This window comes from Streptomyces sp. NBC_00568 (assembly GCF_026341855.1).
GTDB lineage: Bacteria > Actinomycetota > Actinomycetes > Streptomycetales > Streptomycetaceae > Streptomyces.
The window spans coordinates 411,985-426,133 of record NZ_JAPENW010000002.1; the positions used below are offsets into that span (position 1 = coordinate 411,985).

10 protein-coding genes are annotated in these 14,149 nt (G+C 67.4%); 7 read left to right on the forward strand and 3 right to left on the reverse strand.

From position 1 onward, the window contains the following. The first annotated feature begins 141 nt into the window (after nucleotides 1-141). From OOK38_RS34055 to OOK38_RS34065, 3 genes are all read left to right on the forward strand, one after another. On the forward strand, nucleotides 142-2,886 hold the full coding sequence (locus tag OOK38_RS34055; RefSeq protein WP_266849920.1) for a sel1 repeat family protein: 2,745 nt from the start codon (nucleotides 142-144) through the stop codon (nucleotides 2,884-2,886). A 750-nt stretch (nucleotides 2,887-3,636) separates the two neighbouring features. Beyond that, nucleotides 3,637-4,086, forward strand: coding sequence for a hypothetical protein (locus OOK38_RS34060; protein WP_266849922.1), 450 nt, complete (start codon nucleotides 3,637-3,639; stop codon nucleotides 4,084-4,086). Nucleotides 4,087-4,751: 665 nt separating this feature from the next. Then, nucleotides 4,752-5,564: a tyrosine-type recombinase/integrase gene (locus OOK38_RS34065; RefSeq protein WP_266849924.1), complete on the forward strand. Its 813-nt coding sequence runs from the start codon at nucleotides 4,752-4,754 to the stop codon at nucleotides 5,562-5,564. A gap of 172 nt (nucleotides 5,565-5,736) precedes the next feature. On the opposite strand, the gene OOK38_RS34070 is transcribed toward OOK38_RS34065, so the two are convergent. Genes OOK38_RS34070 through OOK38_RS34080 form a run of 3 tightly spaced genes read right to left on the reverse strand, consistent with a single transcriptional unit; the run spans nucleotide 5,737 to nucleotide 9,611 of the window. After that, a complete protein-coding gene (locus OOK38_RS34070) occupies nucleotides 5,737-8,094 on the reverse strand; it encodes a hypothetical protein (protein ID WP_266849926.1) in 2,358 nt (785 codons plus the stop codon). Continuing rightward, nucleotides 8,091-9,236 carry a helix-turn-helix domain-containing protein gene (locus OOK38_RS34075; protein WP_266849928.1) on the reverse strand — a complete coding sequence of 382 codons (1,146 nt, stop codon included), beginning with the start codon at nucleotides 9,234-9,236 and terminating at the stop codon, nucleotides 8,091-8,093. Before OOK38_RS34075 ends, OOK38_RS34070 begins: the two co-directional genes overlap by 4 nt. A gap of 39 nt (nucleotides 9,237-9,275) precedes the next feature. Continuing rightward, a complete protein-coding gene (locus OOK38_RS34080) occupies nucleotides 9,276-9,611 on the reverse strand; it encodes a hypothetical protein (RefSeq protein ID WP_266850031.1) in 336 nt (111 codons plus the stop codon). 376 nt (nucleotides 9,612-9,987) lie between these two features. Here OOK38_RS34080 and OOK38_RS34085 point away from each other — a divergent pair, with 376 nt between their 5' ends. The 4 genes from OOK38_RS34085 (at nucleotide 9,988) to OOK38_RS34100 (ending at nucleotide 14,084) form a co-directional block, all read left to right on the forward strand. After that, nucleotides 9,988-10,251, forward strand: coding sequence for a hypothetical protein (locus OOK38_RS34085; protein ID WP_266849930.1), 264 nt, complete (start codon nucleotides 9,988-9,990; stop codon nucleotides 10,249-10,251). After that, a complete protein-coding gene (locus OOK38_RS34090) occupies nucleotides 10,248-10,619 on the forward strand; it encodes a hypothetical protein (RefSeq protein WP_266849932.1) in 372 nt (123 codons plus the stop codon). Before OOK38_RS34085 ends, OOK38_RS34090 begins: the two co-directional genes overlap by 4 nt. Further along, entirely contained in the window at nucleotides 10,607-12,109 is a 1,503-nt protein-coding gene (locus OOK38_RS34095) for a ThiF family adenylyltransferase (RefSeq protein ID WP_266849934.1), read from the forward strand. The genes OOK38_RS34090 and OOK38_RS34095 overlap by 13 nt, the downstream gene beginning before the upstream one ends. Nucleotides 12,110-12,185: 76 nt before the next feature. Then, a complete protein-coding gene (locus OOK38_RS34100) occupies nucleotides 12,186-14,084 on the forward strand; it encodes a hypothetical protein (RefSeq protein WP_266849936.1) in 1,899 nt (632 codons plus the stop codon). Nucleotides 14,085-14,149 lie beyond the last annotated feature (65 nt).

Consider the following 14,149-nt stretch of genomic DNA (forward strand, 5'->3'; position numbering starts at 1 on the left):
ACACTTCCTGTTTACCGGGGTGTCCTTCAGCCTTCTGCGGGATCCTGGACGGTCTCAGGCCGTACACCCAAGCGGGAGCCTATGCTGCCGTCGAGTGTCCAGGCCGAGTGTTCTGGACACTGGACAGCAAACGGGGGCGGTGTGACGGGACAGCAGATCGACGACCCGAATGAGGAACTCCGGGCCGACCTGCGCCGGTTGGGTGCCCTCTACCGGACCCACTTGCAGACGATGCTGTCCAAGAACCGCATCGCCAAGGCCCTTGGCACATCCCGGACTACGCCCGGCGAGTGGTTCAAAGGCCAAGTTCCCCAGCGTGAGGAACAACTGGTCGGACTGGTCAGACAACTGGCAGTCGCGCTCAAGGCCGCTGGGATTGACGTGGCGCATGGTGACCAACGCCTGCTTGATCCGGAGGGCTGGCGTGCCTGTTACCGGGCCGCCGCGCGGCAGCGGGCAGCCAACGTCAGCGTGGGCGTGCAGCGTGCGCAGGCCGAACGTACCCTTAACGCCTCGGCGACGCAGGAGCAGTACAGGGCACTGCCCGACAAGCCTCGTCCCCTGTCTCACTGGACGGCGCAGCAGCTCGGCGTTCATCCTGCGATCCCCGGATTGCCTGCCGGGGCAGCAGGCGAGGAGTTTGTCCTGCCCGGCTACGTCGAACGCGAGCACGACCGGCGGCTGCGTGCACGGCTCACTGCGGTGGCGGGCGGCGATCAGGCCATCCTGGTCGTCGTACGGGGCGAGTCATGTGCGGGCAAGACCCGGACCGCGTTCGAAGCCGTCCGGGCATGTCTGGCCGACTGGGATCTGGTGTTTCCCAAGGGCGTCGACAGCCTTCTGGCGCTGCTGGCGGCCGAGGTCTCGCCACGAACCGTCCTGTGGCTGAATGAAGCGCAAGATTTCCTCGAGGGCAGAGGCGGTGAAGAGGCGGCGGCGGGACTACGACGCCTTCTCGAACAGCATGGCCCTATCATCATCGTCGCGACCCTGTGGCCCGCCGACCACCGGACCCTGACCACTACCTCCCAGGCGGGCAAGGACCCTCATGCGCAGGCCCGTGCCCTCCTGAACACCGCCGCACCGTTCGATGTCTCGGAGCTTTTCACCGAGCCGGAGCTTCGGGCGCTGAATACGTGCGGTGACCCGTCGCTGGAGACGGCCGTCCAGACGAGCCCCGGCGGTGGGATCACCCAGACCCTGGCTGCCGGCCCCCAACTGGTTGATCACTATGAGAGCGCGGTGGCCCCCGACGGCCCCTACGGCAGGGCGATCATCACCGCAGCCATGGACGCTCGCCGTCTTGGCTACGTCTCCCCGCTCAGCGAGGCGTTCCTGGAGGCCGCCGCCCCCGGCTACCTCACTGCTCAGCAGCGGGCCGCCGCCGAGCCGGGCACGTGGTTCGCCCGGGCCCTCGGCTATGCGCGGCAGAAAGTGATGGGAGTGGCGGCGGCCCTGGAGCCGGTGGCCCATCCCACTGGCATGGGCTCGCTTCCCGGTATCTACCGACTCGCTGACTACCTCGACCACCACGCCCGGAGCGCCCGCCGCTACCAGTTCCCGCCCGCCACGTTCTGGACGGCCGTCCGGCGTCATGCGGCCGCCGACGAACTGATCAGCCTCGGTGGGGCCGCTGGTCAGCGCGGCCGTTACCGCATCGCTGCCTCCCTCTATCAGCAGGCCGCCGAGGCCGGCGACACCGTTGCCGTGCTGCGGCTGGCAAGGCTGCGGCTGGAGGAAGGAGACGTGGTGCAGGCGGCGGTGCTGTTCGAGCAGGCTGTCGACGCGGGTGTCTCCTGGGGATTGCAGGAACTGGCGGACCTTAGGGAGGCGACCGGGGACCTGGACGACTCCGAGGCCTTGCTGCGACGGGCGGTAGCGGTGGGGGACCTCGCCTCCCGCCAGGAGCTCGTGGACCGGCTGGAGCGGGCCGGGGCTCGGGACGAGGCAACGGCGCTTGCCCGGGAAGCCGCCGCCGACGGGGACACGTGGCTGCTGGCCAATCTGGCAGACCTGCGGCGGGTGCTTGGAGATCCGGCGGGAGCCGAGGCCCTGCTTCGGGAGGCGAGCGATGCCGGGAGCGCCTGGGCTCTGTACAAGCTGGCGAAGATGCGGGACACGGCCGGCGACCGGGACACGGCGGAGACGCTCCTGAGACAGGCCGCAGAGGCGGGAAGCGACGATGCCCTCTACGACCTGATGGAGCTTCGGCAGGAACGTGGGCACAGGGAAGAAGCAGAGATCATGCTGCAGCAGTTGGGCGAGTCCGGATACACACCGGCACTTCACGACCTTGCGATGGCACGAGAGGAAGCCGGGGACAGGGCAGTTGCAGAGCGGCTGGCCCGGGAGGCAGGCGCCTACGGAGATCCCAACCCCCTGCAGGAACTGGCGGTGATGCGCGAGAAGGCCGGGGACGGGCGCAAGGCCGAGCAGTTGGCCGGGCAAGCCTCATTGGCCGGGGACACCTGGGGGCTGTACCAGCTGTCCGTGCTGCGCGAGAAGACCGGCGACCGGGAAGGAGCGGAGAGGATGGCCCGGGAAGCTTCGGCCGGAGGCCACCCCTCGGCACTACAGGAGCTGGCACGACTGCGGGAAGAGGCCGGATGCGAGGAAGATGGACAGCGGTTGGCCTGGGAGGCCGTCATTGCAGGCGAACCCGACATTCTGGGTCAGTTGATCGGGCGGCTGATCGAGAGCGGGGACCAGGGAGGAGCCGAGCAGTTGGCCTTGGACGCCGCCAACTGTGGGTATCACTGGGCCGTGCGGGAGCTAGCGCGGCTTCGAGAGGACGCCGGAGATCCCGAGGAGGCGGAGCGGATACGGCGATTCGGACTGGACGCCGACGGCTCGGCGCGGCAGGCACCGACGACTCGCGGCTGGTGAGGGTCAACTGCACCCGTCTCCACTCGCGCGCCCCGAACTGCCCGCAGGCCAGCACGAGGTGACGGCACTCGACATCAACGGCGCCTACGTAGTCGGTCCGGTTCGCTCCCGTGTGGTTGCCGCTGGCCAGAAGCGTGGCCCCCAGGTCAGGGAGGTGGCCGTTTCTTCAGCATCTGCGAACTTTGCTCGAGATCTGGGCTGGCGGGGTTTCACGCCGGCGACGTGAAGGATCCGATGTGCTGGGGGCGGTCGTGACGGCAGTGCCTGGGCTACCCGCTGCGTGCCAGCAAGGGTGGGGGCCACGCCGTTTCGGCCCCGCGGCATCCGTAACGCCCGCTCGGTCCGGTAGACGACCGATCTCCCGCCGGGGACGACTCCTTGCCGGACGCGGAGCAGCGGAGTTGGGGGTCTCGCTCCTGTTATCGCCGGCAGGAGCGAGACCTCCGGGTGGGCGCCTCGGGCGGGGGTTCTCGGCGCGCACTACACCGTTCAACGACATCAGCGGCTCCTGGATGCGAAGCCTCGTCGTGCTGCGTGTCGCGTAGGGCGCCAGCGCAGAGTGGGACCGGCGGTAGCGAGCGGCACTGTCATGATCAGCGACTCCACGTGTCCCGGGCTCTGGCTGCTCACAGCGGGCGGGCGCTGTGGCTCAGCAGCCAGTGCCCGGATCATCCGATTCCGTGGCATGCCCTTGTCTCTTCGCGAGAGGATGCCGCAGCCTGTCCCATCCCATGGAGGAGCGCGACACCGGTGGATATGCGGGAAGCGGCTCGAGCCCGCCTGACCCAGAACTTGACTGACAGGACGCGGGCGCTGGGAGATCACCTCCAACACGGCGAGACACCCGTGGGGAGCAGCGCCGGCGACCTCGTTCTGCAGGAGCCCATGCCTCCAAAGTCCTGGTCGACGGATCAGATCAAGGCGTACTTCCCGGAGCCGGAAGGGGATTTCACTCTCACCGATCGGACGCTGTACTACCGGGACCCGCGTGGCGAGGTCTACACGTTGTCTCTGGCTTCGATTGCCGGATGGAGGCAGCGACGATCCGAGAGGCATGAATATCTGCCTCCACGCCTGCAGCGCCGGATCCTGGAGATCGAGGTCACAACGTCCGACGGCCGGCGGTATCTGATGGAGTCGGGAAAGATCTTCGCCCGGCAGATCCGCCGGACGGGCAGGATCCGTCGTCGCCGGTGGTGACGCCGTACACGCATGCTGCCGCAGCCAGGAGAGGAGGGTCGGTCCCTGCCGGGTTCGGTGGCGGAACCGGACCACCACGGTGTTACTAGGCGGAGCAACAGACCCCGGCCGTACCGGGCCCCGCGCGGGTGTCCGGGCTTACGGCCCCGCCGAGTTGCTCCTCGTCGTGTCCCCCTTGATGGAGGAGTGTTGGATCCAGGGGCTGGCACCAGCGATGAGGCCGCTGATGCTGACACTTCAGGTAAGCAGGGAGGCAGGGGACGTTCGGCGGGGATGCGTAGCCCATGGCAGCGCGGGCGCAGATGCCAGGACAACGGATTCGGTCCGGCGCGGTCGTCGCTGGTCACAGCGCTGGTCCCGCAGGTCAGTGATGTGGTCGGTTCTTCGGCATCTGTGAACTTCCCTCGAGATCCGCGCGGGCAGGGTTCCACGCTGGATGGATGAGTGCTGATCTGCAGGCGGGCGGAACCTCGTGGGTGGATGAGTTCGTGCTGGCCTTGGCGGCGCGGGGGGTGACGGACCGGTGGATCCTCCAGCAGCTGGCGTGGGTCGAGTAGTTGCTGGCCTTCGCCGCTCGCCCGGTGTGGGAGGTCCAGCCTGCCGACGTCGACGGGTGGCTGGTGGCGGCGCGGAAGCGGGGGACGGGACCGCAGACTCGGGGACAGATGGCGCAGGCGGTGTACCGGTTCTACGCGTTCGTCGAGACCCGCTACGGCGCGTGGGTGCTTGAGGCGATGGGCCGGCCGGTGGTGTGCCCGGTCGACGAGTTCAACCGGCCCCGGCGCCTGGCCCGGGTCGGGGTGCGTATCCCGCCCTCGGCGCAGGAGGTCGATTCCCTGTTCACCGCCTGGCGTTTCCACCTGCCCGGCCTGCGGGGGACAGCGTTCCTGTCGGCGGCGCGGGACTACGTGGCGGCGTCGTTGTGGCGGCGCCTGGGCCTGCGCATCAACGAGACGGTCCAGTTGCGGGTGGGGGACTGGTATCCGGGCTCGGGCATCTACGGGGTCCTGCACGTGCGGTGCGGGAAGGGAGCCAGGGGCAGCGGACCGCGCGAGCGGCTGGTGCCCGCCATCGACGGGACGGACCGGCTGCTCGCGTGGTGGCTGACCGAAGTGCGCCCGCAGTTCGGTGACGAGCCGGCCGGCGGGCAGGCTGTACTGCTGCCCAGCCGCCAGCACACGCTGCAAGGTGGACGGCGCCCGGCATGCGCCGAGACCCTGCGCGACGGACTGGCCCAGACCGTCGCACAGTGGCTGCCGGACTGGACGGGACGGCTGACACCGCACCCGCTCCGACACTTCTGCGCCTCCCACCTCTACGCGCGCGGGGTTGGCCTGGAAGTGGTGGGGGCGTTGCTGGGCCACCGGTGGCTGTCGACGACCGCCCAGTACGTGCACGTGCCCGCCGAGCGGATCGAGCGGTGCTGGCAGCAGGCCAACGATCGCCTCACCGGACGCCTGCTGGGCCCCGGCCCCTAGGACAACCGATGGCGGTGGCGGGACGGGAAGCGGCGCAGGCCCACGCCTTACCCATCGAGCCCGACGTCCTGTGCGCCTCGTCCGTTTTACCTGTGCTTTGGCTGTTTTTATTGCCGCTGACCAGCGGGGATGCGTGGTGTACACGTACGATACGTAGCCTCTGGATGAATCGCTAGTCGTCGATGTCGTCGAAAATGCTTCGGTGGTAGATGGCACCAGGATTCGCTTGATTCGTGGGAATGTGGTCGGCAGACGGGGTATTGGGTCGAGGCTTGCTCTCTTGCTCTTCGTCGGCCTCCGATTTTTCATCTTCGATGAGTTCTTCCATTTCTGCGAGTAGCCTGCTGAACTCCTCGGCGATTTCTGGTTGGTTCGCGAGTGAGTCGCGATAAGTCTCCAAACTCTCGCGAAGTGGCGCGTAGTACTCTTCTGGGGTTATTTCTCTGTTTCCGTAGCGATTGATTCTCCAGTCCCACAGTAGGGTGGAGGTCGGTGAGAGTAATTCTTTCCTGACTTCTTTCAAAATACCCTCCCTCTCTTCTTGGGAAAGGATAATATTCCAATGTGGCGTATCTACCCAGCCTGCGTCAGGGACCGATACGGCGTACTCGGTTAGGGTCTGAACTATTTCTTCGTGCTCGTCTTCGCTGATGAGGTCTGCCTGGTGTAGGCGCGCCAGCACTTCAGGTTTGCGGTCGGATCCCAGGTATATCCCGAAGTTCATCATGTTGGGAACGAAGCTCGGATCCGTCTCGGTGTACTGCTTGAGGAATGCATCGGAGCATCGGGTGGTGAAGAAATTGCACCAAAGGAAATCTTCCCAGTGGTCCTTTCTTTTTCTGGGTTCGAGTTCCTGAAGTCGCTTGGCGACGAAGTGGTGAAGCGTTGGAGGGACTTTAACGAGAGTTCCGCGCTGCTTTTCACTCCCGCAATCAAGTTTGGTGAGCATTTCTTCTAATGGTAGCCCGGAGAGGAAGATGCCGAGGAGGTTGGGGTTGGCGGCCAAGAGTTCGGCGAATCCCTCTTGGAGGGTGGGGTGACGGAATGACCACCCTGTTGTGGTCTCATTTCCCGGAGAGGATGAGAATCGTAGGAAGGTTCCGGTGAGGGCGTTGAGTGCGCGGTCGATTCCTGCGGGGGAGCTGCCGAGGCGGATGATGACGTCCTGTTGTGCGGCGTCGAGGGCGAGCGGGGCAGGCAGGAATTCCCCTGACTGGTAGGTCAGTGCGAGGGCGGCCTTTTCGTCTGGTCCGAGCTCCGTGTAGAGGTCGCGCAGGAACGCTGTGGGGCGGCGCATGAAGTCGGTGATGCCGTGTTTGCTCGGTTTCAGGTGGCGGGTGAAGGCTTGCCGGCCTAGGCGTCGAGCTACTTCGGGGTGGAACGGGTTCTGTGCGGCCGCCTCTTCCAGATGGGGCTTCATCTTGCCGCGTACTTCTGTGGGCTGGTCACCGAGGCTGATGTGGTTGTAGAGGATCTGTCGGCGTTCCTCAAGGGGCAGTTGGGCGACGTCGACAACTACTTGCTGTTCGTGTAGCAGGGGGTAGGCGTATTCCTTCAGGTGCGGGCGTGCATCGCGGTAGATGTAGTCGCGTGAGGTGAGAACGATTTTGGCTCCGCCGTGGACTGCGGTCATGATCTGGCGCATGTGACGAGCCCAGCTATCGGTGAGCTGCGGTTCGTGGCGGACAGCGCCGAAGGCGTCGTCGATCCAGAAGAACTGGTTGGGCTCGTTGGGGTTCCAGTGGCGTACGAGTTCGGTGGCGTCGTGGGGGTTGACGGTGAGGCAGCCCCAGGCGTCGAGGGCTGTCATGGCCAGGGTGGCTGCGATGACGGATTTGCCGACAGCGGGTTCGCCGAGCAGGAGGACGAAGCCGTGTTGTTGGACTGCCTGTGCGGCGCGTCGGTAGGCGTCCGTGACAACGAAGGTAGCCAGTTCCTCTCGCAGGTAGGAGAGCAGGTACTGGGCTTGGGTGTAGGCACGTTCGTCGAGGATCTGGGAGAGGTCGCCGAGTCCGTAGACGCGGGGGACGAAGGTCCGCAGGCGCTGGCGGCTGGCTATGGTGTCGCAGATCCACTGCCCGTCGAGAATCAGCGGGTACCTGACGCCGGCATCGAGCAGCCGCTGTCGGATGGTGGCTCCCGAGGTTCCGCTGACTCGTGCGTTGGTGAGCAGGACGTAACTGCCGCACAGACCCTGGTCCACCAGCGCCTGAGCCTTGGTGAATTCGTCGCTGAGTTCCGAGGGTGTGAGGGTGGTGTCGGCTTTCTTGGTGTGCTTGCACTGCAGGACAAAGGGGCCGTCGGGGATGTCCTGGACGCCGATTGGGTCCGGTGGCTGTTGCCAGGTGCCGTAGAAGGCGCCGTCGCGTCCGCCGTCGTTGGAGTCGGCGAAGGTGTGCACGGACTGTGCCCAAACTTCGCGGAGTACGGCTGCGCACAGGTCCTGGAACGCGCGCCAGCCCAGAGTGTGCAGGGCGAAGTCGGGGGAGCCGGGTGCCGCGACGGTGCCTTTGCGGGGGCGATCGGTCACTGTGCCTCGTTCTTTGCGGGGCCGTTGTAGGGGAAGTGGACGGGGCGTTTGAGGGCGTTGCCGTGGGTCCAAGGCAGGGCACCGTCGTGCTGGAGGCGGCCGACGACAATGCCGGGGGCGATGCCGGCCTGCCGAGCGAAGGCTTCGATGTTGCCGAAGGGCATGGGCCTGCGGGTGAGGCGGCGGTAGGCGGCATGGTGCTCGGGTGGGATGAGGGTTTGGGCCGCGAAGGCATCGGCTTCTCCTTCGCTGCGGTCGCCTTCGGGTGTGCGTTCGTCGGCGCGGTCGGTGTTGTCGAGGAAGGTCAGTCTCTTGCCGTGCAGGAGGGTGTGGCCGATCTCGTGGAAGACGGTGAACCAGAAGTGGTCGTCTTTTTTGAACCGGTCGCTGAGGGCGATTCCGACCTTGTCGGGGGTGAGCCAGCGGGTGACGCCGGAGACGCTGGTCAGGGGAGGGGCGGGGAGGAAGACGACGGCTACGCCGGCCTCGGCGCATAGCTGGGTGATGCGGTCGGGCCAGGCTGCCGGGTCTTCCAGGGTGAGGGCACGCAGGCGGGGCAACAGGGCGGTGAGGGCGGCACGGTCGAACGGCTGGCAGGGCAGGGCGCGGGCCTCAAGTTCTGCCTGCCGCAGCCATACCGCGGTGGCGTAGTCGTCGGTCTTCAAGACGGTGGAGCGGCGGAAGGCAGTGCGGTAGCTGCGCCAGAGGTCTTCTGCGACGCCTGGGTCGGCGACGCCGAAGAACGCCAGCAGACGCTGGAGGTTGTCTGCGCTCCTGTCCTTGTTCGGCAGGATGCTGCGCCTGGCGAGGTCGGTCAGTGAGAAGTTGTCGAGCCAGTCGATGCGCTTGCTGAGCTGCTGGAGCTCCTGCTGGCGGGTGACGTGGGTGCGCCAGGCGGCTTCCAGTTGGTTCCACATGGAGGCCGGGATGCCGGTCGTGCGCTCGAGGAGGAGCGCGGTCTCGGGGGTGAGGACCGCGGTGCCTTGGACGATCTGGTTGATGTGCTTGGTGGACAGGCCGGTACGCCGGGCGAGGTCGGCCTGCGGGATGCCGAGTGCGTCCAGTTGTTCCTTGAGGGTCTCGCCGGGCGGCTGGGCGGAGTCGGGCGAGTACACGAAGTGCGGGGCGCGAGGCGGGGTCACGGGTAGTGCCTCTCTGAGGTCGGGGAGGCGGGGGTGGCGTCATCGCGTGATGGCGATCGCGGTGACGATCAAGGCGCGTACGGAGTGTTCATCAAGGGTGCCGTCACGGTGGGCGGCGGGCGGGTCGTCGCGGGGGCGTACGACGAGGTGGCCGTGGTCTCCGAGCGAGACGATCCGGCTGACACCGCTGTCGGCCGGATAAGGCCGTAGCTGGGCTGCGGCGAGGCGATGCAGGTCGGCCAGGTGGCTGGCGGCAGCCATCTGGCCGAGGCGTCTGTGGAGCGTGACAGCGGCTTCCGGCCCGAAGTAGGCCCGGCGGGCCGCGTCGCTGTTGCAGACGCGTGCGAACTCCGCGTCGTCGAAGGCGATGTCCACCGGCAACCCCAGAACCTCTTGCGTATACCTGTCGCTTCCATGCTACTCTCTCGATCAAGAAAAGTTTCATTGGTCTGCTGGGTGCATGAAACCCATCTCACGATGTGGCATCTGTGCAGGTCAGATTGATTCGCCCTTGAAGGAGGAACGTCATGCCCGGTAAGTCCAGTACGGCGAGTGGGTCCGCAGGGAAGCGTGGGCGGAGGGCGGTCACGGGTCGGTTCGTGAAGCAGTCGACGGTGCGTAGGCACCCGTCGACGACGGTGAACGAGCGCGCATCGCGAGGCTCGAAGAAGGGCAAGTAGGCGGGCTTCGGGCCCGCCTTTCGCGTATCCCAGCCCGCTGCGGTGGGCCGGAGGAAGGGGAGGTGGTCGTCATGACGACGGCAGACATCCAGCACAAGGAGACCAGCGGCAAGACGGTAACCATCACCGTGGACGGCGAGCCGGTCGAGGTGCCGAAGCACACGACGCCGAACGCGGTCCTGGGCCTGGCCGGTATCGAGGTGGCCACGCATTACCTGGTCCGGATCACCGGGCGCCACCAGCACTCGTTCGCTGGCCGCGGGGAGGAGGAGATCACCGTGCACGAGCGGGAGACGTTCGTGTCGGTCTCCACCGGCCCGACCCCGACCGCATGACCTCGGTGATGCCGGAGGCGGGGCCCGCGGGCATGCTCGCGGGCTTCCGCCGCGCCGGTTACACGGTGGAGCAGAGCGGCAACTTCGCCATCTTCGACTACCTCGTCGAGGTCGGCCCGCAGGCCGGGACGACGGTACGCATCGGGCTGGAACTGGTGCCGGACTGGCCGCTGTCGGCCCCGCACGGCCCGCACATCAGCCCCCGCCTGGGCCACCCGCACGGCGCGGTGCACGACTCCGGCCTGGGGCACGAGTGGGAGCAATGGAGCCGGCCGCCCGCAGACTGGGCGCAGGACCGCACGGTCCGCGGCTATCTGCGGCACCTGCGCACCCTGTTCGCGCAGCTGGAGAACGGATGCTCCGCGTGATCACCCGCTTCTCGGTCGCGATGACCAGCGACACCGCCCAGCACCTGACCGATCACCTGCGCCGTGCGGACGGGCAGGAGGACTGCACTTTCGTGCTGTGGCGTCCGAGTACCGGGGCCAGCCGCACCACCGCGCTGCTCACCGAGGTGGTGCTGCCGCAGGACGGTGAGCGGATCGTGCACGGCACGGTCGACTTCACCAGCGCCTACTTCCTGCGCGCAGCCGCCCTCGCAGCCGAGCACGGCTGCGGGCTCGGCTTCATCCACGCCCACCCCAAAGGCCGCGGGTGGCAGGGTCTGAACACCATCGATCACCAGGCCGAGGCGTCCTTCGCCGCACAGACCCAGGTGATCACCGGCCGCCCGTTGGTCGGTCTGACCTTCGCTGGAGCGGATGCCGGATTCGGTGCCCGCATCTGGCAGCAGCAGGCCCCCCGCCGCTACGCCCCCACCGAGGCGGAGAGCGTCCGCGTGGTCGGCGGCCGCCTGACGGTCACCTTCAACAACCGCCTCCTTCCCGTGCCGCCGGCCACGAACTGGCAGCTGCGTACCGTCTCCGCCTGGGGCCAGACAGCCCAGGACGACCTGGCCCGTCTGCACGTCGGTGTCGTCGGATGCGGCTCGGTCGGCATGCTCGTCGTCGAGGCCCTGGCCCGCACTGGCATCCAGAACCTGAGCCTGTTCGACTTCGACACCGTCGAAGAGGTCAATCTCGACCGGCTCCTTAACGCCACCATCCGTGACGTGCGGCTGCACCGGGCCAAGGCCCGCCTCGCCGCCCGTGGCGCCCACCGTGCGGCCACCGCCACGAACTTTCGTGCGGCGCCGTACGAGCTGAGCGTGGTCGAGCCGGCCGGGTTCGCTGCCGTGGCCGACTGCGACGTGATCTTCTCCTGCGTCGACAGGCCCTGGCCCCGCGCCGTCCTCAACCTCCTCGCCTACGCCCACCTCATCCCCGTCGCCGACGGCGGCGTCGCGGTTGACGCCCGCGGCGGACGTCTGCGCGGCGCCGAATGGCGCGCCCACATCGCCGCCCCCGGCCGAGCCTGCCTGGAGTGCCTGGGCCAGTACGATCCCGCCCACGTCCAAGCCGAACGTGACGGCTCTCTCGACGACCCCGCCTACATCACCGGCCTGCCCGCCGACCATCCGCTGCGCCGCAAGGAGAACGTCTTCGTCTTCTCCAACAGCGCCGCGGCTGCGCAGCTGAACCAGTTCGTCACCATGACGACCGCGCCGGGCGGGATCGCCGACACTGGCGCACACCTCTACCACCTGACCACCGCCACCCTCGATCATCGCGAGGACGGCTGCGATACCGGCTGCCCCTACGAGGGCATGCTGCGGACGCTCGGCGACGATGCCCCCGTCACCGTCACTGGACGGCACCCGGCCGCTGAACAGGCCCGCGATGCCCGTGCCCGTGCAGTACACCGCTGGCCGCTCCGCGCCCGTCGCGCCGTCGATGACCTCCTGCACCGACTCCGATGAAAACCGAGATCCGCAGCAACGTGACATCGGCAGCTGGTAGTTCGCGGCCGGCGGTCACCGTACGACGGGAGTGCCGATGAACGCGGCAGAGCGCCTCGCCCAGAAGATCGAAACGCTGAGCAAGATGTTCACGGATGCCGAACCCGCGTCTTTGCGTACCGGCTATCTGGCCGATCCCTCGGCCGGGCGGCCAGTGCTGCAGGGATCCACCGCGACGGCTCTCGTGCCCCGGTGGAACGAGCACTCCAGTGGGCTGCTGGTGCCCGCCACCGTCCAGCCGCCCGCGCCGATCGACCTGGGAGCGGCGTATCTCACCCCCGATGAGATCTTCGGGTTCGAACTGCCTGCCGACTACGCCGTGCGTCAGCTGGAGCGCCTTCCTGTTGAAGGCGTCATACGGTTCTGCGCTCAGGTGCTCAACGCCCTGGCGCTGCCCGGCGGTTCCGTGGAGGCCATCGAGGCACACTTCGCCAGCCAGTGGCTGGACGAGCCGGTCCGCAGCCGCGTCCGGAACCTGCTCCGGGACGAGAGCCGCAGGCTGCTCGTGCCCCAGGCCTTCATGCTGCTGGCCCGCATGGCCCTGGAGGTATCCCCGGACACCGTGCCGGACGATCTTTCCGACGGGGACATCGTGCGTGCTCTGTTCAGCCTCACTCAGACCATGGGCCGCCACCCTGATGCCGGCCCGAGCGTCATTACGGACCGGCCCGGAACACTGGGCCGCGAACTCATCGCCAACCAGCACTTCCACCGCAGTTGGTCCGTCCCCGGAGTCCTCGCCCGCTACGCACGGCGGTGGCTGCAACTGCCCGCCGAACACCACGGCGAGCCGGGAATCGTCGACCTCAGCCAGACCTACCAGGACTGCACCGGAGCCCGCCTGGAGGACCTGGCAGCCGTCGCCGGCTATCTGTGGCTGCGCACCACGATGGGGCCGTTCGTCATCGAGCCGAGTGAACTGGCCAGCCTGGCCATGCCCGCGGAGCGCGTCGAGGCAGTCCTGGCGCTAATCACCAACGACCTGCCGGGCATGCGGGAGGCCGTACGCAGGGGACTCCCCGACAAGCGCACCCAATGGTCCTTCGACCCCTTCCAGCAGTGGCCCGTGATCCGCCTGCCCGAGGCCCGGCTTCTGATCCTCGATCCCCGCAACCTGATCAGCCGGGCTTTTGGATGGCTGCCGATCTGGGACATCGAGTTCCCGCCGCCGGGGCGCACCAAGCCCACCGGCCACCGCAAGACGGCCGCCCGGGCCAAGCAGACCCTGCGCCACTGCAGCGAGATCTACGTCAGCGAGGTCCTGCACGCGATCACCCGCGACGAAGGCACCACCCGGCGGGTCTACGACGACGCCGAACTCAAGGCCGCCTACACCGCCCAGAGCCAGCGCATAGCCGACGCCGCGATCGACTATCCCGGCACCTGGATCGTCATCGAGGTCACCACCACCCAGCTGCGCAGCGAAGCCCGCACCGCCGTACCAGGCGAATCACAGATCCAAGACATTGACAAACTCGTCGACGAACTCGACCAGATCGACGCGACCATTACCGCGCTGCGCGGCGACGAGGCTGCTCTCACCGGCGCTCCTGCTGCCAGCGACCGGCGCTTCCTGCCGTTGCTCGTGCTGCCGGAGGGCTTCCCCGTCAACCCCATCACTCTGACCGTGATCCGTGAACGCGCCCGGAATAGGGGGCTGTTCACGAGGCAGGACACGGACCCGGTGGAGATCGTCGACATCGAAGAACTGGAAATGATCGAGGCCTTGCAGGAAGCCTCCGGCCCCAGCCTCCTCGACATCCTGCGCAGCAAGCAGTCCGGCAGCCTGCGCAACGCCGCCGTACGTGACCACATCCTGCACGTCCTGCGAGTACATCCCGACGCACCAGCCCGACACGGTGGGCTGCTGGATAGTGCCCTCAAGCCACTCATCAACGCCCTGCCCCAGCCTCACCTGAGTTCCCCCGCCAGCTGATGGGCGACGGTGCCCTGTGCGCCCCACCGACCGGCTTGCCGCATGCTCGGTCCGGCCCTTCTGAC